This is a genomic window from Streptomyces sp. NPDC045678 (genome assembly GCF_056432085.1).
In genome coordinates, this window is the sequence record NZ_JBWKJS010000001.1 from 157,976 (window position 1) to 182,919 (window position 24,944).

Genomic DNA, 24,944 nt, shown 5'->3' on the forward strand with positions numbered 1-24,944 from the left:
CCGCTCACGCCTTCGCCTCCCCGCCGTAGCCCTCCTGCTCGTCGTGGGTCAGCCGGGCGCGCTGCTCCTCCAGCTCGTGCTGGTGCTCCACGGCTTCGAGGCGGTCCGCCTCCAGCATCTCGTGCACGGAGTTCATCAGCGTCTCCATGTCGACGACGCCCGTGTACTCGCCGCGCCGTCCCGTCACCGCGACGCGGCCCGCGTTGTCCGTGAGGACGGCCTCCAGCGCGTCGCGCAGGGTGGCGTCGCGGGTCACCGTGTCGTGGACGAGGGTGCCCGCGCGGGCCAGGGAACCCTTGGCGCGCATCAGGTCGCCGCGCCGCAGCCACTTGTAGGGGCGGCCGCGCTTGTCGAGCAGGAGGAGTTCGTTGGTGCTGCCGCCGCGCAGCTTGTCGAAGATGTCCTGGAGCGGGTCGTCGACGGTGACCGTCGGGATGTCGGCGATCTCCACGTCCCGTACGCGCGTGAGGTTGAGGCGCTTCAACGCCGCGCCCGCGCCCACGAAGCCCGAGACGAAGTCGTCCGCGGGGTTGGTGAGGATGGCTTCGGGGGTGTCGAACTGCGCGATGTGCGAGCGCTCCCGCAGGACGGCGATGCGGTCGCCGAGCTTGATGGCCTCGTCGAAGTCGTGCGTGACGAAGACGATCGTCTTGTGCAGCTCGTGCTGGAGCCGGATCAGCTCGTCCTGGAGGTGGTCGCGGGTGATCGGGTCGACCGCGCCGAACGGCTCGTCCATGAGCAGGACGGGCGGGTCGGCCGCCAGGGCCCGTGCCACGCCCACGCGTTGCTGCTGGCCGCCGGAGAGCTGGCGCGGATAGCGGTGGTGGAACTCGGCCGGGTCGAGCCCGACCAGGTCGAGCATCTCCTCCACCCGGGACTTGATCCTCGACTTGCCCCAGCCGACCATCTTCGGCACGAGCGCGATGTTCTGCGCGACGGTCATGTGCGGGAAGAGCCCGGAGGACTGGATCGCGTACCCGACCTTGCGGCGCAGCTTCACCGGGTCGATGTCGGTGACGTCCTCGCCGTTGATGCGGATGCGGCCGCCCGTCGGCTCGATCAGGCGGTTGATCATCTTCAGGGTCGTCGACTTACCGCAGCCGGAAGGGCCCACGAAGATGACGAGCTCGCCCGCCTTGATCTCCATGTTCACGCTGTCCACGGCGGGCTCGCTGCTGCCCGGGTAGCGCTTCGTGAGGTTCTCCAGCTCGATCGTCGCCCCGGAGGTGGTGGCGGTGGCCCGTCCGGCGCCCTCGGCCGTCGCGCCGTCGCCCGGCACGCTCTCGCTGGCGGTGGTCTCAGACACGGATCCCCCTCGGGATGGTCAGCCTGCCGATCAGGACGTACGCGGCATCGAAGAGCAGCGCGAGGACGACGATCCCGAGCGTGCCCGCGAGCACCTGGTTGAGCGCGTTCTTGCTGCCGAGCGAGCCGATGCCGCGGAAGATCTCGTTGCCGAGCCCCGGCCCGGACGCGTAGGCGGCGATGGCCGCGATGCCCATCAGCATCTGCGTGGAGACGCGGATGCCGGTCAGGATCGGCGGCCAGGCGATCGGCAGCTCCACCCGGAACAGACGGGCGAGGCGCGACATGCCGATGCCCTTGGCGGCGTCGATCAGCGACGGGTCGACGCCCCGCAGACCGACGATGGAGTTGCGCACGATCGGGAGCAGCCCGTACAGGGTCAGCGCGATGACGGTCGGCGCGACACCAAGCCCGACGATGGGGATCAGCAGACCGATCATGGCGAGCGACGGGACGGTGAGGATGGTGGACGTGGTGGTCGTGGCGAGATTCCCCGCCCATTCGCTGCGGTACGTGAGGACGCCGATCAGTACGCCGATCAGGGTGGCGACGACCATGCACTGGAAGACGGCGCTCGCGTGCTGAAACGCGTCCGTCAGCAGTTGCTGGTGGCGGTTGCCGAGGTAGTCCCAGAAATTCACTGAAGTGCTCACCTCGCCTTTCCGAAGGTACTCACAAGGTCAGTGACGCGTGGCGGTGACGTGACTCAGGGGTCTTCGGACGCCTGCTCCACCAGCGGGATGATCCGCAGCGGAACGGGGTTTTCCATGACGATCGCCGTGGAAGCCCGGACGATGCCATCAAAGCCCACGACCCGGTCGATCACACGTTGGAGATCCGCGTTCGACCGGGCCACGAGGCGGCAGAGCATATCGCCGTGACCGGTGATGGTGTGCAGTTCAAGGACTTCGGCGACGGTCGCCAAATGGGCGCGTACGTCGGCCCCCTGGCCCTGTTTGATCTCCAGCGTGGCGAAGGCCGTCACCGGGTAGCCGAGCGCCGCCGGATCCACCTCCGGGCCGAAGCCGCGGATGACTCCATTGGACTGAAGCCGGTCCATCCGCGCCTGCACCGTGCCGCGCGCCACGCCGAGCCTGCGGGACGCCTCAAGAACCCCGATACGCGGCTCCCGCGCCAGGAGCACGATGAGCCTGCCGTCCAGATGATCGATCGCCATGACGCCTCCAAGGTGGTCATGATGTACAGATAGCCCGCCCATCGTGGTCATCCGCTGGGCAGATTGACCACTGAAAACGCGAACTATTGCGCATCTTGTGGTTCGGCGGGAGCCTCACACCATGACTGAGACCACCACCCACACCACACCCGACACCGCGCGCGAGGCCGACCCCTTCCCGGTCAAGGGAATGGACGCGGTCGTCTTCGCCGTGGGCAACGCCAAGCAGGCGGCGCACTACTACTCCACGGCCTTCGGCATGAAGCTGGTCGCCTACTCCGGACCGGAGAACGGCAGCCGGGAGACGGCGAGTTACGTCCTCACGAACGGCGGTGCGCGCTTCGTCTTCACCTCCGTCATCAAGCCCTCCACGGACTGGGGCCACTTCCTCACCTCCCACGTGGCCGAGCACGGCGACGGCGTCGTCGACCTCGCCATCGAGGTGCCGGACGCCCGTGCCGCGTACGCCTACGCCGTCGAGCAGGGCGCACGGGGCATCACGGAGCCCTACGAGGTCAAGGACGAGAACGGCAAGGTCGTCCTCGCCGCCATCGCCACGTACGGCAAGACCCGCCACACCCTGGTTGAGCGCACCGACTACGACGGCCCGTATCTGCCCGGTTTCGTGGCCGCGAACCCGATCGTCGAGCCCCCGGCCAAGCGCACCTTCCAGGCGATCGACCACTGTGTCGGCAATGTCGAGCTCGGCAAGATGAACGAGTGGGTCGGCTTCTACAACAAGGTCATGGGCTTCACGAACATGAAGGAGTTCGTGGGCGACGACATCGCGACCGAGTACAGCGCGCTGATGTCGAAGGTGGTCGCGGACGGCACGCTCAAGGTCAAGTTCCCGATCAACGAGCCCGCCATCGCCAAGAAGAAGTCGCAGATCGACGAGTACCTGGAGTTCTACGGCGGCGCCGGCGTCCAGCACATCGCGCTCGCCACGAACGACATCGTGGAGACCGTCCGCACGATGCGCGCGGCGGGCGTCCAGTTCCTGGATACCCCCGACTCGTACTACGACACCCTCGGCGAGTGGGCCGGTGAGACCCGCGTCCCCGTCGAGACCCTCCGCGAGCTGAAGATCCTCGTCGACCGCGACGAGGACGGCTACCTGCTCCAGATCTTCACCAAGCCGGTCCAGGACCGCCCGACCGTCTTCTTCGAGATGATCGAGCGCCACGGCTCGATGGGCTTCGGCAAGGGCAACTTCAAGGCGCTCTTCGAGGCGATCGAGCGCGAGCAGGAGAAGCGCGGCAACCTGTAGGAACCGAGCCCCGCGGGCGCGCTACGTCCGCCACTCGTGGCCGGGCCTGAAGGCCACGTCGTACCGAGCGGGAACGCTCCCGAACCTGCCGGGTTCGGGGACCAACGGGCGGTGCGGCAGGCCGTGTTCGAGCGTAGGGGCGCCGAGGTTCTCGAAGAACCGCTCGAACGTGCCGCCGGGACCCGCCGCGACGCCCACGACCTGACTGTGGTGGCGCTCCATGCGGTAGGCGTGCACGCAGTTCTTGGGCACGAAACCGAAGTCGCCGGGGGTGAGCAGCTTCTCCAGCTGCTCGCCTTCGGTGTCCTCGACGAAGAGCCGTACGGCGCCCTGGGTGACGTAGAAGACCTCGTGCGTGTCGGCGTGCACGTGGGCCGGTATGAGGTCGCCCTTGGGGCCCTCGACGGTGAAGAAGTTGAAGGTGTTCTCGGTCTGCTCGCCGCCCGCGTAGACGGTGATCAGGTCCCCGAACAGGTGGGCGCGGTCGCCCTCGCCCTTCTCGATGAAGTAGGGCTTGCCCGGCTCCGGGGGGATCCGGGACGCCTTGCGGTAGCGGGTGGCGTACTCGATGGTCACGCGCGGACACTCCTCGCGGCTCGACGGCTGATGTCAGGTACCCTGACATTAATGACGAAGGAACCCGCCCGGCGCAACCTGCCCCAGCTCCTCGGCGAAGCCCGCCGCTGGTTCGAGGACGGGCTGCTCGCCGCCATGGACGCGGCCGGCGCCACGCCCGTGTCACCGACACAGGTCCAGCTCTTCGCCGTCCTCGACGAGGAGGGCACCACGGTCTCCGAGCTCGCGCGCCGCATGGGCGTCACCCGGCAGACCGCCCACCAGGCCGTCCACGGCCTCGTCGGCGCCGGGCTCCTGACACAGGCCCCCGACCCCGCGTCCGCCCGGCAGCGGCTCATCCGGCGCACCCCGGAGGGCGAACACGCGCACCGCGAGGCGGAAGCCGTCCTGGCACGGTTGGAGGACCTGCTCGCCGAGCGCATCGGCCGCGACACGGTCGACGCGCTGCGGGCCGCCCTCGAAGCGCCCTGGAACTAGCGCGCCGGGGTGGCCCGCGTCCAGGTGCTCGGAGTCCGGCGCTCGGGCTGCGTGCGGGGCTGGGTCCGCTGCCGCGCGCGCGGCGGGGTGCGGGCCGGCTGACGGCGGGGGGAGGGCTGGACGACCTGCGGCGCGGGGGCCGGGGCGTACACCTCTTCCGGGCCGCCCTCCGGGGGCTCGCCCAGCGCCTCCAGCGCACGCTTCGCCGCCGGTACCGCGAGCGGCGAGAAGTAGGGGTTGATGCGCAGCGCCTCGTTCAGGTGGCGGCGGGCCGCGCCGTAGTACTGCAACTCCCGCTCGATCGAGCCTCGATGGAAGGCGAAGAGGGCGCTGCGCGGGCCCTTGTCCATCGCCTTCGTCACGAGCTTCAGGCCCGCCTCGCCGTCCCCGGAACGGTGCAGCGCCCAGCCCAGCGCGTCCGCGGTCTCCGGACTGCCGTGCCGCTTGTACTCCGCGGTCAGCCGCGTCACCGCCGCGTCGGCGTCGCCGTGGTCCGCCTCGAAGAGGCCCAGGACGCGTTCGTTGTTGATGCCGCGGCCCCGTTCCTCCCGCACCAGGGTGCGCAGTGCGTCGTACTGGGCCCGCGCCGCCGGAAAGAGCCTCAGCGACTCGTACAACTCGCCCAGTTCCAGGGCGTACTCGGGCAGTGGGTGCTTCGTCAGCGCCGAGCGGTAGGCGAGCAGCGCCTCCGAGGAGCGGCCGAGCGCGGCGAGGGCGCGCCCCCGGCCCGCCAGCGACGGATGGTGCTCGGCGTCGGCGGCGAGCGCCGCGTCGTAGTGGCGCAGCGCCACGGTCGGCTCGCCCCGCTCCCACGCCAGCTCCGCCACCCGGTGCAGCGCCGCCGCCTTCGCCGCAGGTGCCACGGCGCGCGCCGCCGCGTCCGTGAGCGCCGCGTTCGCGTCCTCGCGCCAGCCGCGGTCGCGGTAGACCTGCCCGGACCGCGCGAGCACCGCGGACCCCGAACCCAGCTCCTGCAAGGACTCGAGGGCCCGGCCCACGCCCTTCGCGTCGCCGAGCCCGCTGTACGCGTCGATCAGCGCCGGATACGCCGTCCACCGCTTCGGCGCCTGCCGCACCGCGAGCTCGCCCCACTTGCGGGCCGAACGGAAGTCGTGGCGGGCGTTGGCGAGCGTGGCCAGGCCCGTCAGAGCCTCCGGGTTGCCCTCCGGCCGCGTCTTCAACGACGTGCGCAGCGCACGGTCCGCCTTCGGGAAGTCCGCGAAGTCCGCCGTCCGCACGCCCCGCGCCACATACGCCGAGCCGAGCACCGCCCACGACTGCTCGTCCCCCGGATGCGCCCGCACATGGGCCTCGCGCTCCCCGATGAGCGCCGCCAGATCCGGCAGCGCCGCCGGCGCCCCCGCCCCCACGGCCGCCATCGCCCGCCCGGCCGGGCCGAGCGCGGGCGGCTTCGCCTTCCCGCCACCGTCCGGAGGCAGCAGCACCAGCACACCGCCGAGCACCACGCTCCCCGCCACGGAGCCGATCAGCACACGCTTCACCGAAGGCCTCATGACGTCACTGTGCGCCACTGCCGTCCATACGAAGAGCACATCCCGGCCCATGGAACGGCGTCGCACACGGGTTCACACCGATGGCCCCGGGTGCGACGCTGTGATCATGAGCCGCACTCTCGTCGAACTCCTCCAGGACGGCCTGCCGGCCGAGGCGATCCTCACCGACCCGGACGTCACCTCCTCGTACGCCCACGACATGGCGAGCTTCTGCGAGGCGGGCGACCCGGCCGTCGTGGTCCTGCCCCGCACCGTCGAGCAGGTCCAGCACGTCATGCGCACCGCCACCGAGCTGCGCGTCCCCGTCGTCCCGCAGGGCGCCCGCACCGGCCTGTCCGGCGCCGCCAACGCCAGCGACGGGTGCATCGTCCTGTCCCTCGTCAAGATGGACCGCATCCTGGAGATCAGCCCCGTCGACCGCATCGCCGTCGTCGAGCCGGGCGTCGTCAACGCCACGCTGTCCCGCGCGGTCGGCGAACACGGCCTGTACTACCCGCCGGACCCCTCCAGCTGGGAGACCTGCACCATCGGCGGGAACATCGGCACCGCCTCCGGCGGCCTGTGCTGCGTGAAGTACGGAGTCACCGCCGAGTACGTCCTCGGGCTCGACGTCGTCCTCGCCGACGGGCGGCTCATGAGCACCGGACGCCGCACCGCCAAGGGCGTCGCCGGATACGACCTGACGCGGCTCTTCGTCGGCTCCGAGGGCAGCCTCGGCATCGTCGTCCGCGCCGTCCTCGCGCTCAAGCCCGCGCCGCCCCGACAACTGGTCCTCGCCGCGGAGTTCCCCTCGGCCGAGGCCGCCTGCGACGCCGTCTGCAGGATCATGGAGGACGGCCACGTCCCGTCCCTCCTCGAACTGATGGACCGTACGACGGTGAAGGCCGTCAACGCGCTGGCCAGGATGGGACTGCCCGAGACCACCGAGGCGCTCCTCCTCGCGGCCTTCGACACCCCGGACCCCGCCTCCGACCTCGCCGCCGTCGGCGCCCTCTGCGCGGCCGCGGGCGCCACCCAGGTCGTCCCCGCCGAGGACGCCGCCGAATCCGAACTGCTGCTCCAAGCGCGGCGGTTGTCCCTCACCGCACTCGAAGCCGTCAAGGGCAGCACGATGATCGACGACGTGTGCGTGCCGCGCTCCAGACTCGCCGAGATGCTCGTCGGCGTCGAGCGCATCGGCGAGAAGTACGGCCTCACCGTCGGGGTCTGCGCGCACGCGGGCGACGGCAACACCCACCCCACCGTCTGCTTCGACGCGACGGACCCCGACGAGGGCCGGCGCGCCCGCGAGTCCTTCGACGAGATCATGGCCCTCGGCCTCGAACTCGGCGGCACCATCACCGGCGAACACGGTGTCGGCGTCCTCAAGAAGGAGTGGCTGGCGCGCGAGATCGGCCCGGTGGGAGTGGAGATGCAGCAGGCCGTCAAGGCGGCCTTCGACCCGCACTCACTCCTCAACCCGGGCAAACTCTTCTGACCCGTACATGCAGCGGTCTCCGCGTTCGCCCCCGTGGCGGCGGAGCTCACTCACCGTCCTTGGACTCGTCCGAGGGCCACGGGTCGCGCAGCCACAGCTCGTCCACACGGCCACGGCCGGAGGCGGGCGCGAGCAGCTCGGCGAGGCCGTCGTCGATCCCGAGCTGCTCGGCCTCAGAGCCCGGAGGGACCACCCGCAGCGTCCGCTCCAGCCACGCGGACACGGCGGCGGCCGGCGCCTCCAGGAGCGCGTCGCCGTCCGGTGAACTCAGCGCCATCAGGACGACGCTGCGCCCCTCCACCTTCGTCGGCCAGACCCGCACGTCACCGTGGCCGCACGGCCTGAACACCCCCTCCACCAGGAGCTCCCGCGCGAACGTCCAGTTCACCGGGTGCTCGGAGCCGATGTGGAAGGCGATGTGGACGGCGTACGGATCGGCGGTGCGGTAGGTGAGGCGGGCCGGGACGGGGACGGCCCGTTCCGGCGACAGGACCAGTTTGAGCTCCAGCTCGCGTTCCACCACGGAGTGCATGTCGATGCCCTTCCTTCTCCTTGTAGCTCACGTAGGGGGCCCTGGGAGCGGACCCGTACGAGTGGAGAGCGCGAGATCGCCGGAGCATTACGCGGGTTCCGGAAAATTTCTCCGGACGACTTCGCGGAGGTGGCCGGGAGGGCGCGTGGGGGACGCGGGGGGATGTGTGGGGAGCGTGCCCGGAAAGTGGTCCGTAGGGCGGGACCCGCTCTACGGGACACGGAGGTCTGATAGATGTGGAGCCCCCAAAAGACCCCCGAGCAGATACGGGACGACGGACATGAGCGCCCCAACTCCGGCCCCAGGCGACGACCGGCCGCGCGAAGGCTACTACCCCGACCCGTCCATTCCCGGATATGTCCGGTACTGGAACGGCGCCGCCTGGGTGCCCGGTACGAGCCGTCCCGCGCCGTCCGACGGCGAGCCGCTGCCGCCTCCGCCCGGTGCGGGTGCGGGTGCCGCTCCGGCAGCCGGTGCTTCCGCCGCGGAGGAGACGGGGCCCGTCTTCTTCGACGAGGCGCCGCACGCGGCCCAGTCCGAGCAAGGGGACCCGGAGACCGGCCGGTTCGAGGCGGCGCGGCCCGGGGCGGACCCGGCCGGCGCGGCGGACCAGCACGGGGCGCGGCCCGAGCCCGCCTCCGCATGGCACGCCGACGCGGGCCGCCAGACCGGCCTCGGCGGGGAGCCGGACCACAAGGTCTCCTGGGGCGGTGCGCCCGGACGGCCCGACCCCCGGGTGCCGAATGACGCGGCGCGTCCGGCGGCCGCTGGGGAGGCCGCTCCCGAGCAGGCCCCGAAGCCCCCGCAGGCCCCTGCCGTACCCGAGCCGTCGCGCGACGACAGCAACCCCGGCACCGTCACGATCCGCGCGGTCAAGCCGGGTGCCGCGAAGCCGACGGCGGGCGAGGGCACGGTGACGTTCCGCCGCCCGACGGGGCCGGTGCAGCCCACCCCGTCGCCCGGCACCGACGGCACGATGTCGATCCGCGCGATCCGCCCCAAGTCGGGGCAGCGGGGCGGCCGGACCGCCGCGGCCGCGCAGCCCTCCGTACCGCAGCAAGGGGGAGCGCCTCCGCAGACACCGCAGGCACCGCAGGCACCGCAGACCCCGCAGGCTTCCCAGGCCTCGCAGGCTTCGCAGTCCGCTCAGGCTCCCCAGACCCCGCAGGTTCCCCAGGCCTCGCAGTCCGCTCAGGCTCCTCAGGTACCGCAGTCCGCTCAGGCCCCGCAGGCTCCGCAGGCGACCACCCCGCCCCAGACCCAGCAGCCGCAGCCGCAGCCCTCCGTTCCCCAGCAGGGCGGCGTCCCCACCCCCGTCACCTCGGGGCCCGGCGGCGGCTCGGCCTCCTGGGCCCAGCAGGTGCACCAGCTCGCGCAGAGCCCCGCCGCCCCCGCACAGCAGGGCGAGGGGCAGCCCGTCGTGCCGTGGAAGCCGGTCGCCGAGGACCCGTTCCTCGCGGTCGCCCGGGCGCAGGCCGCGGCCCGCCCCGCCGGGCTCGGCAGGCGCCTCGCCGCCCGGCTCATCGACACCGCCGTGCTCGCCGCCGTCACGGGCGCCGCGGCGCTGCCGCTCGGCACCAAGGCCGCCGACCACATCGACAGCAAGATCGACGCGGCGAAGCTCTCCGGCGAGAAGACGACGGTCTGGCTCCTCGACGGCACCACCGCGGGCTACTTCGGCCTGATCCTCGCCGTCCTGCTGCTCTTCGGCATCGTCTACGAAGCGCTCCCCACCGCCAAGTGGGGCCGCACCCTCGGCAAGAAGGTGTGCGGCATCGAGGTGCGGGACATCGAGGAGCACGAGGCGCCGACGTTCGGGGCGGCGCTGAAGCGCTGGCTGGTGTACAGCATCCCGGGCGTCCTGGTGATCGGCGTCGTCGGCGTGATGTGGTGCGTCTTCGACCGGCCGTGGCGCCAGTGCTGGCACGACAAGGCGGCGAACACCTTCGTCGCGGGGTGAGCGCGGGGCAAGTGGGGAGCGAACGCGGGGTGAGCGGGGCGGTGGCCGGGTAACCCGGTCGGCCGCTCGCCGGATGCGGAGCCCGGGCCGTCGCGGTCGACTCGGGCCATGAGCACCGAACCGCCGCAGTACCCGCCGCCGGACGACGACCCGTTCAAGAAGCAGCCCCCGCAGCAGCCGCCGCACCAGCCCCCGCAGGGCGGCGGATCCCCGTACGACACCCCGCCCCCGGGCGGCGGCTCGCCCTACGGCACCCCGCCCCCGCCCTATGGCGGCGACCCGTACGGCGGTGGACCCGGCGACCCGTACGGCGGTGGACCCGGCGGCCACGGCGGGCCGGACCCGCTCGCCGGGATGCCTCCGCTGGCCGACAGCGGCAAGCGGGTGCTCGCCCGCATCATCGACATGATTCTGGTGGGCATCGTCGTATACCTGTTGACGTGGCTGTTCGGCACGTCGGAGTACGACATCGACCCGGACAAGGTGAACACGGGCAAGTCGTTCGGCCAGTCACTGCTGGCCGCCGTGCTCTACATCGCGTACGACACCTATCTGATCTCCAAGACCGGGCAGACGCTCGGCAAGAAGTGGCTGGGCATGCGGGTCGCCAACCTCAACGACGGGGCCACGCCGACCGTGTCGACGGCGCTGGCCCGCGCGGCCGTTCTCTGGCTGCCGTTCGCGTTCTGCTGCGCCTGTATCTGGACGGCGATCTGTGGCGGCTGGAGCTTCTTCGACAAGCCCTACAAGCAGGGCCTGCACGACAAGGCGGCCAAGACCGTGGTGGTCAGCGCGTAGGTTCGCGCACGGAGTCGGCGAGCACGGAGTCGGCGAGCACGGCGTCGCGCTGCTCCGGGACGCGCTCGTCGGCGGACGAGATGGCCACCGGCACGGCACGGGCGGCGGGCGCGGCGGGCTGTTTGGGCAGCGGGACCGTCATGGCGACCAGTAAGCCGAGGCCGAGGGCGGCCAGGGCTATCACCGCGATGCCGACTCCCGAGGTGGTCTGGGAGAGCAGGAGCATCGCGAGGGTCGAGAAGACGACGGTCACCGAACCGTAGGTGATCTGTGCGGTGGTCGGACGTGGCATGGGCTGCGGCATGACGTGATCCGTCCTCGGCAGGGATCCCCCCACGGCTTGTGGCCATGGGGGCGGATGCGGATGTGTGAACGGCTGTTTACGAATCAAAGGGGCCTCAACGGCGACGACTTGGGATGTGCCGTCCCGCGCGGTAGCGCACCGTCGATTGACTCTATTCCGCTGCATGCCCGACGGGAACGGCCGGTAAGCGTGACCTAACCCACGGTGCCGGAGCACAGGGGGCGCACGGGTTCATGGCGTCCACCACGTGGACGGCGGGGCGCACCTGCTGCCCTTCGCCGCGGGACGGCGCTCCGTGTCCGGATACCGGTTCCGCGCGGCTGCATAGTGCACTTGGCCTGTCCAAGTCAAGGACTGTCTTTTCTTCTGCACATCCGGTCGAATGTCGTCACTTGTGACGCGTACATCGCGCGCGGACCTCCTCCGACCGGGAATTTCGGTCCGCCTATTCGCGCGGGGCGCAGGGGAGGACAGCATCAAGTGACAGTCAGAACACGGACGTTCAGAGCCACCGCGGTGGCCGTGGCGGTGGCCGCGGCCGCCGCGACGTTCTCAGCAGCGACGGCTTCGGCCGAGGACGGCGCCTCGGGCGGGGCCCCGGCCATCGACCGGCAGGACCCGTCGCGGCCGAAGGCGCACGTCGACCACGATCTGGACGGCCCCTTCAGCAAGCAGCAGGCGCAGCAGCGCAGGGCCGCCCTGCAGCAGGTCGTCGCGGGCGACGCCAAGGTCCAGAAGAAGGGCGGCTCCAAGGTCGTCAAGCTCGACGACAAGAAGTACGTCGAGCTGGGCCGGGAGAAGACCGACAAGATCTTCACGATCCTGGTGGAGTTCGGGGACAAGGTCGACGACACGACCATGTACGACCCGGACGGCCCCGAGGGCCCGGAGCAGCCGGTCAAGAAGTACGGCGGCAAGCCGGGACCGCTGCACAACAAGATAGCCAAGCCGGACCGTGCGAAGGACAACAGCACGGCCTGGCAGAAGGACTACAACCAGAAGCACTTCCAGGACCTTTACTTCGGCAAGGGCAAGGACGCCAAGGGCAAGGCGAAGCACTCGCTGAAGACCTACTACGAGAAGACCTCCTCCGGCCGTTACTCGGTCGACGGCGAGGTCTCCGACTGGGTCAAGGTCGAGAACAACGAGGCCCGCTACGGCTCGAACTACTGCGGCGACACCAACTGCCCGAACGTCTGGGACGCGGTCAAGGACGGCGTGACCGCCTGGGCCAAGGACCAGAAGGCGAAGGGCCGCACGGACGCGCAGATCAAGGCGGACCTGGCCAAGTACGACCAGTGGGACCGCTACGACTTCGACGGCGACGGCGACTTCAACGAGTCCGACGGCTACATCGACCACTTCCAGATCGTCCACGCGGGCGAGGACGAGTCGGCCGGCGGCGGCGCCGAGGGCAAGAACGCCCTGTGGGCGCACCGCTGGTACGCCTACGGCAACGACGCGGGCAACACCGGCCCCTCGAACAACAAGGCCGGCGGCACCCAGATCGGTGACACGGGCATCTGGGTCGGCGACTACACGATGCAGCCGGAGAACGGCGGCCTCGGCGTCTTCGCCCACGAGTACGGCCACGACCTGGGCCTGCCCGACCTGTACGACACCACGGGCAAGGGCGACAACTCGGTCGGCTTCTGGTCGCTGATGTCGGCCGGTTCCTGGCTCGGCACCGGCAAGGACGCCATCGGTGACCTGCCGGGCGACATGACCGCCTGGGACAAGTTCCAGCTGGGCTGGCTCGACTACGCCAAGGCGAAGGCCGCGACGACGTCCGAGCACAAGCTGGGCGTCTCCGAGTACAACACCCGGCACCGTCAGGCGCTCGTCGTCGACCTGCCGAAGAAGTCCGTCACCACCAAGGTCGTGAAGCCCGCCGAGGGTTCCAAGCAGTGGTGGAGCGACCAGGGCGACGACCTCAAGAACACCCTGACGCGGTCCGTCGACCTCACCGGCAAGACCAAGGCCGAGCTGTCGCTGCAGGGTTGGTGGGACATCGAGGCCAACTACGACTACCTCTACACCGAGGTGTCGACGGACGGCGGCGCCAACTGGAAGCCGGTGGACGGCACCGCGGACGGCAAGCCGATCACCCGTGACGCCGGCGACAAGCCCGCGTTGACCGGTGCCTCCGGCGCGTACAAGAAGCTGGTCTTCCCGCTCGACGCCTACGCGGGCAACAAGATCGACGTCCGCTTCCGCTACTCCACGGACGGCGGCGCGGGCGGCAAGGGCTTCGCGGCCGACGCGCTCGCGATCACCGCGGACGGCGCGAAGCTGTTCGAGGACGGCGCCGAGGGCGACGACAACGGCTGGGCGTCGAAGGGCTTCTCGCGCATCGGCGAGTCCTTCACGAAGAAGTACGACCAGTACTACCTCGCCGAGAATCGTCAGTACGTCTCGTACGACAAGACCCTCGAGGTCGGCCCGTACAACTTCGGTTCCAAGGTCCGCCCCGACTGGGTGGAGCACTACCCGTACCAGACCGGTCTGATGGTCTGGCAGTGGGACACCTCGCAGAAGGACAACAACACCAGCGCCCACCCGGGCGAGGGTCTGATCCTTCCGGTCGACGCGCACGCGAAGCCGCTGAAGTGGAAGGACGGCACGGTTCTGCGCAACAAGATCCAGCCGTTCGACGCGCCCTTCAGCAAGTTCGCCACCGACAAGGTCACGCTCCACAACGGTGACGTCGCGCTGAAGATCAAGTCCCAGAAGGGTGTCCCGGTCTTCGACGACCACAAGGGCACCTACTGGTACAAGGAGAACCCCACGGGAAGTGTCAAGGTCACTGACACCAACACTCAGATCAAGATCATCAAGCAGCCCAAGGACGGCTCGACGATCACGGTCCAGGTGGGTCCCTCTAAGAAGTAATTAGCGTTTTCGCAGGTCAAGCCATGATCGGCCGTCGCCCTCTAGCGGGCGGCGGCCGATCGTGTTTAGGTGCTCGCTGTGGTTCTCTTATTGACGCGACGTTTCACGGGGGTGTGACAGAGCATGTCCGCAGGTGGTTTCTGCAAGCTGCCCAACGGCAGCGTGGTGGTGGCGCTGACCCTGCCGAACCCGTCGCCGGCCGGCGGTACGGTCAGGATGATCGTGCACGCCGTGAACCGCGCCAGGGCCCTGACGCGGCTGCGGAACCTCGGCCTGCGGGCGGTCTACCTCCGGGGCAACGCGGAGCCGCCGACCCCGGACGAGGTGACGGCCGTCCTGCACCACCCGGACGGCCTCATATGGCGCACGGCGCCGGACATGGTCAACGAGCTGTGGCACCCGATCCGGGCGCTGCGCCGACAGGGCCGCGCTCCCCGCTCCAGCGGGTCGGGGGTGCCCTTCTGACGCCTCTCCGGCGTCCGCGGGTCCGCCGTGGCCGGTCGCGCAGTTCCCCGCGGCCCCTTGGGGGCGCCTCCGGTCGGGCGGCGAGCAGGACTACCCAGGGGCGCGGGGAACTGCGCGACCAGCCCCCACCGGGCCGACGGTCACACGACGGGCTTGCCCGTGAGTTCCACTCCCGCCGAGCGGAGAGCGGCCATCGCCGTCTCCGTCGTCGCCGCCGAGACCCCCGCCGTCAGGTCCAGCAGGACAGTCGTCCTGAACCCCTCACGCGCCGCGTCGACCGCCGTGGCGCGGACACAGTGGTCCGTGGCGATGCCCACCACGTCGACCTCCGTGATCTCCCGCTCGCGCAGCCACTCCGCCAGCGAGAGGCCGTTCTCGTCGACGCCCTCGAAACCGCTGTACGCCGCGGAGTGCGTCCCCTTGTCGAAGACCGCGTCGATCGCGCCGGAGGCGACCGCGGGCGCGAAGTTCGGGTGGAAGCCGACGCCCTCCGTGCCGGCCACGCAGTGCGGCGGCCAGGAGTCGACGTAGTCCGGGCGGTCCGAGAAGTGCGCGCCCGGATCGATGTGGCGGTCGCGGGTCGCCACCACGTGGCGGTACCCCGCCGGAGCCTGGCCGATCAGCTCGGTGATCGCGGCGGCCACGTCCGCGCCGCCGGCGACCGCGAGGCTGCCGCCTTCGCAGAAGTCGTTCTGCACGTCTACGACGATCAGTGCGCGGCGCATGGCGGGTGTCCTTCGGGTGGGGAGGGGGCTCGGCCGGATGAACCGAGCGTAGAGACTTCAACCACGTTGTGGGAGGGGGCCCCGCCGGGCCGGGCCGCCCCGCCCCGCGATGTCAGACGTATTCCGTCGGAATGACCGCTTCGCCCCGCGAGAGCTGGGTCGCCGAGAGCGGCAGGCCCGCGCGCGCCGCCGCGTGCCGGTCGCGGACCGCGTCGAGCGGCTCGCGGGAGAGGACCTCGCCGCCCTTGACCAGCTCGATCTGGAGCTGCCTGTCGGCGAGCTCCGCGGGCACGGCGCCCGTGCCGACGACCTCGGCCTCGGCCACCCCGTACCGGTCGGTCCGGCGAGCGGCCCACTTGCGGCCGCCCATGGACGACTTGGCGCCGAGGGACTTCTTGGCCACCGGCTCCAGGGGGGCCTTCGGGTCCGCCGAGTGCGCACGGGCCACCAGCTTGTAGACCATGGACGCGGTGGGGTGCCCGGAACCCGTGACGAGCTGCGTGCCCACGCCGTACGCGTCCACGGGCGCCGCCGCGAGCGAGGCGATGGCGTACTCGTCGAGGTCGGACGTCACGACGATCTTCGTCTCGGTCGCCCCGAGGTCGTCGAGCTGCTGGCGCACCCGGTGGGCGACGAGCAGCAGGTCCCCGGAGTCGATGCGCACCGCGCCGAGCTCGGGCCCCGCCACCTCGACGGCCATCCGGACGGCTTCGGTCACGTCGTAGGTGTCGACCAGCAGGGTCGTGCCGCGGCCGAGCGAGTCGACCTGGGCGCGGAAGGCGTCGCGCTCGTTGTCGTGCAGCAGGGTGAAGGCGTGGGCGCTGGTGCCGACGGTGGGGATGCCGTAGCGGAAGCCGGCCGCCAGGTCCGACGTGGTCGCGAAGCCGCCGACGTACGCGGCGCGGGACGCGGCGACGGCCGCCAGTTCGTGGGTGCGGCGGGCGCCCATCTCGATCAGCGGGCGGTCGCCGGCGGCCGAGGACATGCGGGAGGCGGCGGCCGCGATGGCCGAGTCGTGGTTGAGGATGGAGAGGATCACCGTCTCCAGGAGCACGCACTCCGCGAAGGAGCCCTCGACCCGCAGGATCGGCGAGCCGGGGAAGTAGACCTCGCCCTCGGGGTAGCCCCAGATGTCGCCGCTGAAGCGGTACCCGGAGAGCCATTCGAGGGTCGCCTCGTCGACGATGTTCCGCTCGCGCAGGAAACCGAGGACGCCTGCGTCGAAGCGGAAGTTCTCCACGGCGTCCAGGACCCGGCCGGTTCCGGCCACCACTCCGTAGCGCCGCCCCTCGGGGAGTCTGCGGGTGAAGACCTCGAAGACGGAGCGCCGGTCGCCGGTGCCGGCCCGCAGCGCGGCCTGCAGCATCGTCAGCTCGTACTGGTCCGTGAAGAGCGCTGTCGACGGAACATCCACCGGCAGGCCAAGGTCCGCTGTGTTCATGTGAAGGATGCTACCCCCAATCTCGTCACTCTGACGATTTCTGTGGACGCGCGGGAGGCCGTTTGTGCGAGGGCCCCTTCGGAGTGGCAGCATGGGGCAGGTGAGTACGGCTCCCGCAGAGATCACCCGCCCGGAATCGGACGAAGAGGCGCTCGTCGTCCCCGAGTCGGACGTCCCCTGGATCACCCTCGTGCACAACGACCCGGTCAATTTGATGAGTTACGTGACGTATGTGTTCCAGTCCTACTTCGGGTACTCGAAGGAGAAGGCCACGAAGCTGATGATGGACGTCCACCAGAAGGGCCGTGCGGTCGTCTCCACCGGCAGCCGCGAGGAGATGGAGCGTGACGTACAGGCCATGCACGGATACGGGCTGTGGGCCACTCTCCAGCAGGACCGCAAGTAGCGGACCCGAAGCAGCGGACCGGAAGTAGCGACGCATCTGATGCCAGGACAATTCGAAGCGATCCCGGGCGGCGGCGCCGCCGTCGCGCTCGACGAGGTCGAGATCTCGATCATCCGCTCCCTCGCCGTGCAGCTCCTGGAGCTGATCGGTCCGGGTCCCGGTGGCGAGGTCTCCGACGACCCGCTCGCGGAGCTCTTCGCCGACGGGCCGAGCGAGCCGCCCGCCGATCCGGTGATGCGGCGTCTGCTGCCCGACGCGTACGGCGGCCCGGGGAGCGAGAACGGCGCGAGCGACGCGGACGAGCTGCGGGCGTATTCGGCGGAATTCCGGCGCTTCACGGAGAACGACCTGCGGGCCAAGAAGCGTGACGACGCCCTGGCCGTCATCCGCTCGCTCGACTCGATGACGGCGTCGGACGAGGGCGGAGCTGTCCTGAAACTGTCGGTCGAGGAGTCCCAGCGGTGGCTGGCGGCCCTCAATGACCTCCGGCTCGCGATCGGCACGCGCCTCGAGGTGAGCGACGAGGACGACGCCGATCTGCTCTACCGGCTGCCGGACTCCGACCCCCGCAAGCCGATGGTGATGGCCTACCTCTGGCTCGGCGGACTGCAGGAGACGCTGGTCGGGACGTTGCTGGACTGATTCCGGGCAGAAGTTCATGCGGAATGCAGCAAAATTTGTTGTAGTGGACAGGTTTTGCGGGCCCGGAGCGCTGTTCGCTCAGCGGAGCCTCAAATCCGGATAACGATCCCGTCACGCCATTGCCCGCATTTGCTCTGTCAAGGGTTCTTTGTCCGCTTCTTCCTGTGGTCTGCGCCACAGGTGGCTCATTCCCTCACTGTTGCCACCGTGATAAATCTTCACGACCACTCGGTGACGCCACCCATGTCACCGAGGGCGCTTCAGCCGGCAGACCGCCGGTAGCACTCCATCCATATCCGGGGGGATCAGGACCTGATCCGCAGCCACAACGCAGATGAGCGGGCGCGGATCAGCATGGAGAAAGGCGTCACCATGACCTCAGTGCAGGTCGAAGAGCACCACGACGGGCACGACGGCAATGGGGTCGTGCACGGCTCGTCCGGCGAGGGCGAGGGATACCAGCGCGGGCTCGGAGCCCGGCAGATCCAGATGATCGCGATCGGCGGTGCCATCGGCACCGGCCTGTTCCTCGGCGCGGGCAAGGCCATCCACAAGGCCGGACCGAGCCTCATCCTGGCGTACGCCATCGCGGGCCTCGTCATCTTCTTCATCATGCGGGCGCTCGGCGAGCTCCTCATGTACCGGCCCGTGTCCGGCTCCTTCTCGGAGTACGCACGCGAGTTCATGGGCCCGTTCTTCGGATTCGTGACCGGCTGGACGTACTGGCTCTTCTGGGTCGTCACCGGCATCACCGAAGTCACCGCGGCCGCCCAGTACATGCAGTACTGGACCCACGACTCGTTCCCGCAATGGGCCTACGCGCTGGTCTTCACCGTCATCCTGTACGGCGCGAACCTCATCTCCGTGAAGCTCTTCGGCGAGCTCGAGTTCTGGTTCTCGATGGTCAAGGTCACCGCCATCATCGGCATGATCCTGATCTGCGTCGGCATCCTCACCATCGGCTTCTCCGACGCCGGTGACACCGCCACCGTGGCCCACCTCTGGAACCAGGGCGGCTTCTTCCCCAACGGCATCGGCTCCACGCTGATGACCCTGCAGATCGTGATGTTCGCCTTCCTCGCCGTCGAGCTGGTCGGCGTCACCGCGGGCGAGTCCAAGGATCCGAAGACCGTCCTGCCCAAGGCCATCAACACCGTGCCGTGGCGCATCGCCGTCTTCTACGTCGGCGCGCTCATCATGATCCTCTCGGTCGTCCCGTGGACCTCCTTCAAGCCCGGCGTCTCCCCGTTCGTCGCGGCCTTCGAGGAGATGGGCCTCGGCGTCGGCGCCGCGATCGTGAACTTCGTGGTCCTCACCGCCGCGCTCTCCTCCTGCAACTCCGGCATGTACTCCACCGGCCGCATGCTGCGCGACCTCGCGCTCAACGGCCAGGGCCCCAAGTTCTTCACCAAGCTCACGAAGAACGGCCTGCCGCTGATCGGCACCACGGCCTCCGCCGCGTTCATGCTGGTCGGCGTCTGGATCAACTACCAGTGGCCGGGCGAGGCGTTCAACTACGTCGTCTCCTTCGCGACCATCTCCGGCATGTGGGCCTGGATCATGATCCTGGCCTGCCAGATCCGCTACCGCCGCAAGGCCGACCGCGGCGAGCTGCCGCAGTCCACCTTCCGCGCCCCGGGCGCCCCGTACACCAGCTGGTTCGCCCTGCTCTTCATCGGCATGGTCATCGTGATGATGGGCATCGACAAGGACGCGCGGATCTCCCTGTACGCCGCCCCGGTCTGGGCCGCGATCCTGACCGTGTCGTACCTGGTGCTCAAGAGCCGCAACCCGCAGGCCGCGGCGTTCACCAAGCGGAAGGTCGGCGTGTCCGACTCCGTCGAGAAGGACTGACGACTCCGTCTCCCGGGACTGACCACTCCGTCTCCGAGGACCGGGGCTCCCCAAGGCCCCCGTCCAGCATTCGGGCCCGCGCGTACCACACTTCGGTACGCGCGGGCCCCTCTGCTTATCCTGACTGCCATGCTGACCATCACCCAGGCCCTCCACGACCAGATCGTCGCGCACGCGCGCCAGGACCACCCCGACGAGGCGTGCGGCGTGGTCGCGGGCCCGGAGGGCACCGGGCGCCCCGAGCGGTTCATCCCGATGCTGAACGCCGCCCGGTCGCCCACGTTCTACGAGTTCGACTCGGGTGACCTGCTCAAGCTCTACCGCGAGATGGACGACCGCGACGAGGAGCCGGTGATCGTCTACCACTCGCACACCGCGACCGAGGCGTACCCCTCGCGCACCGACATCACCTACGCCAACGAGCCCGACGCGCACTACGTCCTGGTCTCCACGGCGGACACCGACGACGCGGGCCCCTTCCAGTTCCGCTCCTACCGGATCGTGAACGGCGAGGTCACCGAAGAAGAGGTAAAGGTCGTCGAGGCATACTGAGCTTTACTCATGAGGGCGGCAGGACCCAGGAAGCCGGTGCGAACCCGGCACGGTCCCGCCACTGTGACCCCACCCCGACACCGGGGCCGGGGGAGTCAGGAACTGACCTGCCGCCCCTCTCCACGCAACGCGGGGGACGCGGAAATCCCCTGGAGGAGGCAGTTCAGCCATGTCCCGCCGTCACACCGGCATACGCGCGCTCGCCGCCGCGGCCCTGCTCGTCCCGCTCGCCGCGTGCTCCTCGTCCTCCTCGTCGGACGGGGGCGGTGACGGCAGGACCGCCGCCAAGGCCGCCGGATTCCCGTACACCGTCACCAACTGCGGTGTGAGGACGACGTACGACGCACCCCCGAAACGCGCCGTCACCATGAACCAGCACACCACCGAAGTGATGCTGGAACTCGGCCTCAAGGACCACCTCGCCGGCACGGCCTACCTCGACGACAAGGTCCTGCCCAAGTATGAGAAGGCGTACGACTCCGTGCCCGTCGTCGCCAAGGAGTACCCCTCCTACGAGAAGCTGCTCGCCGCCAACCCCGACTTCGTGTACGGCGGCTACGCGAGCGCCTTCCTCGCGGGCGACGGACGCAGCCGCGAGGCCCTCGCCAAGTCCGGCATCAAGAGCCGCCTCAACGTGGAGGGCTGCGCCAAGAAGCCCGTCTCCATGGACGACGTCTACCGCGAGGTCCGCGAGGTCGGCTCCACCTTCGGGGTGCGCGCCCGCGCCGACAAGTGGGTCAGCGGCGCACAGCGCGAACTCGCCGCCACCGCCGAGAAGGCCAAGGGCAAGAAGCCCCTCTCCGTCTTCGTCTACGACAGCGGCGACAAGACCGCGTTCACGGCGGGCGGCCGCGGCATCGGCAACGACATCATCAAGCGCGCGGGCGGCCGCAACGTCTTCGCCCACGTGGACAAGTCCTTCAGCGACGCGTCCTGGGAATCCGTCGTGAAGAACAAGCCCGAGACCATCCTCATCCTCGACTACGGCGCCACGACCGTCGCCCAGAAGAAGAAGCGCCTCCTCGACGACCCCGTCCTCCGGGACGTCCCCGCCATCAAGAACGAGCGGTTCGCCGTACTGCCCCTGTCGGACATGGTCACCGGGGTACGAGCACCCGAGGCGGTGAGGAAGCTGGCGGCGCAGCTGTGAAGCGGCTGCGCCACGCCACCGTCCTGACGACGCTCTGCGCCGCACTCGCCGTGGCCGTCATGGCGGGACTGGCCCTCGGATCCGTCCGCATCCCCACCGCCGACGTCCTGGAGATCCTCACGGGACGCGCGGACCCCTCCCCGTTCCGCACCATCGTGCTGGACGTACGACTCCCCAGAGTCATCCTCGGAGCCACCGTCGGAGCCGGCCTCGCCGTCATCGGCACCGTCCTCCAGGCCCTCGTCCGCAACCCCCTCGCCGACCCGTTCCTGCTCGGCGTCTCCTCGGGCGCCTCCGTCGGCGCGGTCTGCGCGATCGTCCTCGGCTCCGTGTTCGGCCTCGGCGCCGCCCTGTCGACCACCGTCACCATCCCGGCCGCATCCTTCGCGGGCGCCCTGATCTCCCTGATCCTCGTCTACGCCCTCGCACGCGGCGGGAGCGGCGGCTTCGCCACCGGCAGGCTGATCCTCGCCGGCGTCGCCGTCTCGTACATCCTGACCGCCCTGACCAGCCTCATCCTGGTCACCGCCGACAGCGCCGACCACCTCAAGGAGGTCCTGTACTGGACGCTCGGCGGCCTCGGCAGCGCCCGCTGGGACATGCTCGCCCTGCCCTGCGCCGCCCTCGTCATCGGCACGGCCCTCCTCATGTCGATGGCCCGCCCCCTCGACCTGCTCCTCGCGGGGGAGGAGGGCGCCACCGTCCTCGGCCTGGACGCCGCCCGCTTCCGCGTCGGCGTCTTCGTCCTCGCCTCGCTCCTCACCGGCGTCCTGGTCGCCTACAGCGGCGCCATCGGCTTCGTCGGCCTGATGGTCCCGCACGCCGCCCGCATGCTGGTCGGCGCCGCGCACCGCGCGCTGCTCCCGGTCGTCGCCCTGATGGGTGCCGTGTTCCTGGTCGCCGCCGACCTCGCCGCGCGCACCGTCGCCGCGCCGCAGGACATCCCCGTCGGCGTGCTCACCGCCCTCACCGGCGGCCCGTTCTTCCTGTGGCTGCTGAGGCGACGCAACGAAGGAGTACCGGCATGACCACGGCACCGCCCACCGGCGGACTGCGCACCGAAGGCCTCTCGTACGAGGTCGACGGCCGGCTCCTCGTCGACGCCGTCGACCTCACCGCCGACCCCGGCGAGACCGTCGCCGTCGTCGGCCCCAACGGCAGCGGCAAGACGACCCTGCTGCGCTGCGTGTACGGCACCCTGCGCCCCACCGGCGGCCGCGCCCTCCTCGACGGCGAGGACCTGCACACCATGACCCCCAAGGCCCGCGCCCGCCGCCTTGCCACCGTGCCGCAGGACGGGCAGGCGGCGTTCGAGCTCACCGTCCGGCAGGTCGTCGCCATGGGCCGCTCCCCGCACAAACGGTTCTGGGAGGCGGACACCGCCGCCGACGACGAACTCGTCACGACGGCGCTCGCCCGGGTCGGCATCGAGGAACTGGCCGACCGCACCTTCCCCTCCCTCTCCGGCGGCGAACGCCAGCGCGCCCTCGTCGCCCGCGCCCTCGTGCAACAGCCCACCCTCGTCGTCCTCGACGAACCCACCAACCACCTGGACATCCGCTACCAGCTGGAGATCCTCTCCTTCGTACGGAACCTCGGCACCACCAACCTCCTGGCCCTCCACGACCTCAACCTGGCCGCGTACTACTGCGACCGCCTCCACGTCCTCGACGGCGGCCGCCTCGTCGCCTCCGGAGCGCCCAAGGACGTCCTCACCGCCGAGCTGCTCGCCACCGTGTACGGCGTCACGGCCGAGGTCAGCACACATCCGCTGACCGGCGCCCCGACCGTCGTATATCTGCCGCCGCCCGCATCCTGAACGGAATCCGTCCACCAGCTGAGATCACATTCCGGGATCCGGACCGGGAATCGATACGATGACCGCATGGTTCCCCATGACGTGAGCGAAGAGACGCCGAGCGCACCCCTGCTGCTCGTGGCGCGGCTGCACGTCGACCTGTGCCGCCTCGCCAGCGCCATCTGTACCCGCTGAACCGGTCCACCGCGGTCCGACGGCACGGCCGCGGCCCGCGACGGCGCACCCGCGTACGCCCGGCGCACCACACCGCAAGCCCCGCGCCGCCGCGCGCCCACCACACGCACTTCTCGACTCCCGACAGGAGCCCTCAGCATGGCCATCGAGGTCCGCATCCCGACCATCCTCCGCACCTACACCGACGGCGCCAAGGCCGTCGAGGGCAGCGGTGACACCCTCGCCGAGCTCTTCACCGACCTCGACTCGCGGCACGCGGGCATCGCCGAGCGCATCGTCGACGACGGCAAGCTCCGCCGCTTCGTGAACGTGTACCTCAACGACGAGGACGTGCGCTTCCTCGACGGCATCTCCACCAAGCTCGCCGACGGCGACAGCGTCACGATCCTGCCGGCCGTCGCCGGCGGCATGGTCTAGGCCCGATCCCGGATGCCTCGCTACGACTCCCCGCTCGCCGCGGTCGGCAACACACCGCTCGTACGCCTGCCGCGGCTCAGCCCCTCGGACGACGTCCGCGTCTGGGCCAAGCTGGAGGACCGCAACCCCACCGGCTCCATCAAGGACCGGCCGGCCCTCCACATGGTCGAACAGGCCGAGAAGGACGGCCGGTTGACGCCCGGCTGCACGATCCTGGAGCCGACCTCGGGCAACACCGGCATCTCGCTCGCCATGGCGGCCAGGCTCAAGGGCTACCGCATCGTGTGCGTCATGCCGGAGAACACCTCGCAGGAGCGGCGCGACCTGCTCACCATGTGGGGCGCCGAGATCATCTCCTCGCCGGCCGCCGGCGGCTCCAACACCGCCGTCCGCGTCGCCAAGGAACTCGCCGCCGAGCACCCCGACTGGGTGATGCTCTACCAGTACGGCAACCCCGACAACGCGGGCGCCCACTACGCCACCACGGGCCCGGAGATCCTCACCGACCTCCCCTCGATCACCCACTTCGTGGCGGGCCTCGGCACCACCGGCACCCTCATGGGCGTCGGCCGCTACCTGCGCGAGCAGAAGCCCGACATCAAGATCGTCGCCGCCGAGCCGCGCTACGACGACCTCGTCTACGGCCTGCGCAACCTCGACGAGGGCTTCGTCCCCGAGCTGTACGACGCCTCCGTCCTCACCACCCGCTTCTCCGTCGGCTCCGCCGACGCCGTGACGCGCACCCGCGAACTCCTCCAGCAGGAAGGCATCTTCGCGGGTGTCTCCACGGGCGCCGCGCTGCACGCCGCGATCGGCGTCGGCAAGAAGGCCGTCAAGGCCGGCGAGACCGCCGACATCGTCTTCGTCGTCGCCGACGGCGGCTGGAAGTACCTGTCGACGGGCGTCTACACCGCCACGACGACCGAGGCGGCCATCGAAACCCTGCAGGGCCAGCTCTGGGCGTAGGGCTCCGGCCGCCCGGGGAACTGTTCAGCACCGGCTTCGCCGAGTTCGCCC

The 24,944-nt window shown here is 70.2% G+C and carries 26 protein-coding genes and 1 riboswitch; of the genes, 17 read left to right on the plus strand and 9 right to left on the minus strand.

All coding sequences use genetic code 11. The annotated features are described in order from the left end of the window. Positions 1 to 4: 4 nt before the first annotated feature. The 3 genes from AC07DO_RS00615 to AC07DO_RS00625 all read right to left on the minus strand — a co-directional run bounded on the left by AC07DO_RS00615 (position 5) and on the right by AC07DO_RS00625 (position 2,482). Complete coding sequence (locus AC07DO_RS00615; protein ID WP_479057478.1) at positions 5 to 1,279, minus strand: betaine/proline/choline family ABC transporter ATP-binding protein; 1,275 nt, start codon at positions 1,277 to 1,279, stop codon at positions 5 to 7. 19 nt (positions 1,280 to 1,298) lie between these two features. Continuing rightward, positions 1,299 to 1,946, minus strand: coding sequence for an ABC transporter permease (locus tag AC07DO_RS00620; RefSeq protein ID WP_479057479.1), 648 nt, complete (start codon positions 1,944 to 1,946; stop codon positions 1,299 to 1,301). A gap of 65 nt (positions 1,947 to 2,011) precedes the next feature. Next, the gene (locus tag AC07DO_RS00625) at positions 2,012 to 2,482 is read right to left on the minus strand and encodes an Lrp/AsnC family transcriptional regulator (protein WP_030794967.1); all 471 of its coding nucleotides are present in this window, start codon (positions 2,480 to 2,482) and stop codon (positions 2,012 to 2,014) included. Between the two features lie 121 nt (positions 2,483 to 2,603). On the opposite strand from AC07DO_RS00625, the gene hppD reads away from it, so the two are divergent. Beyond that, a complete protein-coding gene (hppD, locus tag AC07DO_RS00630) occupies positions 2,604 to 3,752 on the plus strand; it encodes a 4-hydroxyphenylpyruvate dioxygenase (protein ID WP_479056071.1) in 1,149 nt (382 codons plus the stop codon). 21 nt (positions 3,753 to 3,773) lie between these two features. Here hppD and AC07DO_RS00635 read toward each other — a convergent pair whose 3' ends face one another. Beyond that, on the minus strand, positions 3,774 to 4,328 hold the full coding sequence (locus tag AC07DO_RS00635; protein WP_479056073.1) for a quercetin 2,3-dioxygenase: 555 nt from the start codon (positions 4,326 to 4,328) through the stop codon (positions 3,774 to 3,776). 51 nt (positions 4,329 to 4,379) lie between these two features. Between AC07DO_RS00635 and AC07DO_RS00640 the strand changes: the two genes are divergently transcribed. After that, positions 4,380 to 4,805 (plus strand): MarR family winged helix-turn-helix transcriptional regulator, encoded by a 426-nt coding sequence (locus AC07DO_RS00640; protein WP_479056075.1) that lies wholly within the window; start codon positions 4,380 to 4,382, stop codon positions 4,803 to 4,805. Here the strand turns inward: AC07DO_RS00640 and AC07DO_RS00645 are convergent. Then, complete coding sequence (locus AC07DO_RS00645) at positions 4,802 to 6,319, minus strand: tetratricopeptide repeat protein (RefSeq protein WP_479056076.1); 1,518 nt, start codon at positions 6,317 to 6,319, stop codon at positions 4,802 to 4,804. The genes AC07DO_RS00640 and AC07DO_RS00645 overlap by 4 nt on opposite strands. A 106-nt stretch (positions 6,320 to 6,425) precedes the next feature. On the opposite strand from AC07DO_RS00645, the gene AC07DO_RS00650 reads away from it, so the two are divergent. Then, positions 6,426 to 7,796, plus strand: coding sequence for an FAD-binding oxidoreductase (locus tag AC07DO_RS00650; protein WP_479056078.1), 1,371 nt, complete (start codon positions 6,426 to 6,428; stop codon positions 7,794 to 7,796). A gap of 46 nt (positions 7,797 to 7,842) precedes the next feature. Here the strand turns inward: AC07DO_RS00650 and AC07DO_RS00655 are convergent, their stop codons facing one another. Further along, positions 7,843 to 8,328, minus strand: coding sequence for an SsgA family sporulation/cell division regulator (locus AC07DO_RS00655; protein WP_150218310.1), 486 nt, complete (start codon positions 8,326 to 8,328; stop codon positions 7,843 to 7,845). 280 nt (positions 8,329 to 8,608) lie between these two features. Between AC07DO_RS00655 and AC07DO_RS00660 the strand changes: the two genes are divergently transcribed. Further along, positions 8,609 to 10,288, plus strand: coding sequence for an RDD family protein (locus AC07DO_RS00660; RefSeq protein ID WP_479056079.1), 1,680 nt, complete (start codon positions 8,609 to 8,611; stop codon positions 10,286 to 10,288). A gap of 108 nt (positions 10,289 to 10,396) precedes the next feature. Next, on the plus strand, positions 10,397 to 11,086 hold the full coding sequence (locus AC07DO_RS00665) for an RDD family protein (RefSeq protein WP_479056080.1): 690 nt from the start codon (positions 10,397 to 10,399) through the stop codon (positions 11,084 to 11,086). Here the strand turns inward: AC07DO_RS00665 and AC07DO_RS00670 are convergent. Then, complete coding sequence (locus AC07DO_RS00670; protein ID WP_479056081.1) at positions 11,076 to 11,378, minus strand: hypothetical protein; 303 nt, start codon at positions 11,376 to 11,378, stop codon at positions 11,076 to 11,078. The genes AC07DO_RS00665 and AC07DO_RS00670 overlap by 11 nt on opposite strands. Positions 11,379 to 11,870: 492 nt before the next feature. Between AC07DO_RS00670 and AC07DO_RS00675 the strand changes: the two genes are divergently transcribed. Both AC07DO_RS00675 and AC07DO_RS00680 read left to right on the plus strand, forming a co-directional pair. After that, positions 11,871 to 14,282: an immune inhibitor A domain-containing protein gene (locus AC07DO_RS00675; RefSeq protein ID WP_479056083.1), complete on the plus strand. Its 2,412-nt coding sequence runs from the start codon at positions 11,871 to 11,873 to the stop codon at positions 14,280 to 14,282. Positions 14,283 to 14,405: 123 nt separating this feature from the next. After that, positions 14,406 to 14,747 (plus strand): hypothetical protein, encoded by a 342-nt coding sequence (locus AC07DO_RS00680; protein WP_479056084.1) that lies wholly within the window; start codon positions 14,406 to 14,408, stop codon positions 14,745 to 14,747. Between the two features lie 140 nt (positions 14,748 to 14,887). Here the strand turns inward: AC07DO_RS00680 and AC07DO_RS00685 are convergent, their stop codons facing one another. After that, positions 14,888 to 15,472, minus strand: a complete 585-nt coding sequence (locus AC07DO_RS00685; RefSeq protein WP_479056085.1) for an isochorismatase family protein — start codon at positions 15,470 to 15,472, stop codon at positions 14,888 to 14,890. 112 nt (positions 15,473 to 15,584) lie between these two features. Continuing rightward, positions 15,585 to 16,913 (minus strand): nicotinate phosphoribosyltransferase, encoded by a 1,329-nt coding sequence (locus tag AC07DO_RS00690; protein WP_479056086.1) that lies wholly within the window; start codon positions 16,911 to 16,913, stop codon positions 15,585 to 15,587. Positions 16,914 to 17,004: 91 nt separating this feature from the next. Here AC07DO_RS00690 and clpS point away from each other — a divergent pair, with 91 nt between their 5' ends. The 10 genes from clpS (at position 17,005) to AC07DO_RS00740 (ending at position 24,893) form a co-directional block, all read left to right on the plus strand. Continuing rightward, a complete protein-coding gene (clpS, locus tag AC07DO_RS00695; RefSeq protein WP_479056088.1) occupies positions 17,005 to 17,319 on the plus strand; it encodes an ATP-dependent Clp protease adapter ClpS in 315 nt (104 codons plus the stop codon). A gap of 39 nt (positions 17,320 to 17,358) precedes the next feature. Beyond that, positions 17,359 to 17,961 (plus strand): DUF2017 domain-containing protein, encoded by a 603-nt coding sequence (locus tag AC07DO_RS00700; protein ID WP_479056089.1) that lies wholly within the window; start codon positions 17,359 to 17,361, stop codon positions 17,959 to 17,961. Positions 17,962 to 18,333: 372 nt separating this feature from the next. Continuing rightward, positions 18,334 to 19,815 carry an amino acid permease gene (locus AC07DO_RS00705; RefSeq protein WP_479056090.1) on the plus strand — a complete coding sequence of 494 codons (1,482 nt, stop codon included), beginning with the start codon at positions 18,334 to 18,336 and terminating at the stop codon, positions 19,813 to 19,815. 129 nt (positions 19,816 to 19,944) lie between these two features. Continuing rightward, positions 19,945 to 20,367 (plus strand): M67 family metallopeptidase, encoded by a 423-nt coding sequence (locus AC07DO_RS00710; RefSeq protein WP_479056091.1) that lies wholly within the window; start codon positions 19,945 to 19,947, stop codon positions 20,365 to 20,367. Positions 20,368 to 20,370: 3 nt separating this feature from the next. Continuing rightward, positions 20,371 to 20,492, plus strand: a riboswitch (cobalamin riboswitch). Positions 20,493 to 20,536: 44 nt separating this feature from the next. Beyond that, positions 20,537 to 21,517 carry an ABC transporter substrate-binding protein gene (locus AC07DO_RS00715; protein ID WP_479056092.1) on the plus strand — a complete coding sequence of 327 codons (981 nt, stop codon included), beginning with the start codon at positions 20,537 to 20,539 and terminating at the stop codon, positions 21,515 to 21,517. Continuing rightward, positions 21,514 to 22,545, plus strand: a complete 1,032-nt coding sequence (locus tag AC07DO_RS00720) for a FecCD family ABC transporter permease (RefSeq protein ID WP_479056093.1) — start codon at positions 21,514 to 21,516, stop codon at positions 22,543 to 22,545. Before AC07DO_RS00715 ends, AC07DO_RS00720 begins: the two co-directional genes overlap by 4 nt. After that, positions 22,542 to 23,336, plus strand: a complete 795-nt coding sequence (locus AC07DO_RS00725; RefSeq protein ID WP_479056094.1) for an ABC transporter ATP-binding protein — start codon at positions 22,542 to 22,544, stop codon at positions 23,334 to 23,336. Before AC07DO_RS00720 ends, AC07DO_RS00725 begins: the two co-directional genes overlap by 4 nt. 66 nt (positions 23,337 to 23,402) lie before the next feature. Beyond that, positions 23,403 to 23,510: a putative leader peptide gene (locus tag AC07DO_RS00730; RefSeq protein WP_317850449.1), complete on the plus strand. Its 108-nt coding sequence runs from the start codon at positions 23,403 to 23,405 to the stop codon at positions 23,508 to 23,510. Positions 23,511 to 23,648: 138 nt separating this feature from the next. Next, on the plus strand, positions 23,649 to 23,927 hold the full coding sequence (locus AC07DO_RS00735; RefSeq protein ID WP_055567827.1) for a MoaD/ThiS family protein: 279 nt from the start codon (positions 23,649 to 23,651) through the stop codon (positions 23,925 to 23,927). A gap of 12 nt (positions 23,928 to 23,939) precedes the next feature. Beyond that, positions 23,940 to 24,893 (plus strand): PLP-dependent cysteine synthase family protein, encoded by a 954-nt coding sequence (locus AC07DO_RS00740; RefSeq protein ID WP_479056095.1) that lies wholly within the window; start codon positions 23,940 to 23,942, stop codon positions 24,891 to 24,893. Positions 24,894 to 24,944 lie beyond the last annotated feature (51 nt).

Coding starts and splice junctions, on each gene's coding strand:
- AC07DO_RS00625 (WP_030794967.1), bottom strand. CDS start 2,482: ATGGCGATCGATCATCTGGACGGCAGGCTCATCGTGCTCCTGGCGCGG.
- hppD (WP_479056071.1), top strand. CDS start 2,604: ATGACTGAGACCACCACCCACACCACACCCGACACCGCGCGCGAGGCC.
- AC07DO_RS00640 (WP_479056075.1), top strand. CDS start 4,380: ATGACGAAGGAACCCGCCCGGCGCAACCTGCCCCAGCTCCTCGGCGAA.
- AC07DO_RS00645 (WP_479056076.1), bottom strand. CDS start 6,319: ATGAGGCCTTCGGTGAAGCGTGTGCTGATCGGCTCCGTGGCGGGGAGC.
- AC07DO_RS00650 (WP_479056078.1), top strand. CDS start 6,426: ATGAGCCGCACTCTCGTCGAACTCCTCCAGGACGGCCTGCCGGCCGAG.
- AC07DO_RS00655 (WP_150218310.1), bottom strand. CDS start 8,328: ATGCACTCCGTGGTGGAACGCGAGCTGGAGCTCAAACTGGTCCTGTCG.
- AC07DO_RS00660 (WP_479056079.1), top strand. CDS start 8,609: ATGAGCGCCCCAACTCCGGCCCCAGGCGACGACCGGCCGCGCGAAGGC.
- AC07DO_RS00665 (WP_479056080.1), top strand. CDS start 10,397: ATGAGCACCGAACCGCCGCAGTACCCGCCGCCGGACGACGACCCGTTC.
- AC07DO_RS00670 (WP_479056081.1), bottom strand. CDS start 11,378: ATGCCACGTCCGACCACCGCACAGATCACCTACGGTTCGGTGACCGTC.
- AC07DO_RS00680 (WP_479056084.1), top strand. CDS start 14,406: ATGTCCGCAGGTGGTTTCTGCAAGCTGCCCAACGGCAGCGTGGTGGTG.
- AC07DO_RS00685 (WP_479056085.1), bottom strand. CDS start 15,472: ATGCGCCGCGCACTGATCGTCGTAGACGTGCAGAACGACTTCTGCGAA.
- AC07DO_RS00690 (WP_479056086.1), bottom strand. CDS start 16,913: ATGAACACAGCGGACCTTGGCCTGCCGGTGGATGTTCCGTCGACAGCG.
- clpS (WP_479056088.1), top strand. CDS start 17,005: ATGGGGCAGGTGAGTACGGCTCCCGCAGAGATCACCCGCCCGGAATCG.
- AC07DO_RS00700 (WP_479056089.1), top strand. CDS start 17,359: ATGCCAGGACAATTCGAAGCGATCCCGGGCGGCGGCGCCGCCGTCGCG.
- AC07DO_RS00705 (WP_479056090.1), top strand. CDS start 18,334: ATGACCTCAGTGCAGGTCGAAGAGCACCACGACGGGCACGACGGCAAT.
- AC07DO_RS00710 (WP_479056091.1), top strand. CDS start 19,945: ATGCTGACCATCACCCAGGCCCTCCACGACCAGATCGTCGCGCACGCG.
- AC07DO_RS00715 (WP_479056092.1), top strand. CDS start 20,537: ATGTCCCGCCGTCACACCGGCATACGCGCGCTCGCCGCCGCGGCCCTG.
- AC07DO_RS00725 (WP_479056094.1), top strand. CDS start 22,542: ATGACCACGGCACCGCCCACCGGCGGACTGCGCACCGAAGGCCTCTCG.
- AC07DO_RS00730 (WP_317850449.1), top strand. CDS start 23,403: ATGGTTCCCCATGACGTGAGCGAAGAGACGCCGAGCGCACCCCTGCTG.
- AC07DO_RS00735 (WP_055567827.1), top strand. CDS start 23,649: ATGGCCATCGAGGTCCGCATCCCGACCATCCTCCGCACCTACACCGAC.
- AC07DO_RS00740 (WP_479056095.1), top strand. CDS start 23,940: ATGCCTCGCTACGACTCCCCGCTCGCCGCGGTCGGCAACACACCGCTC.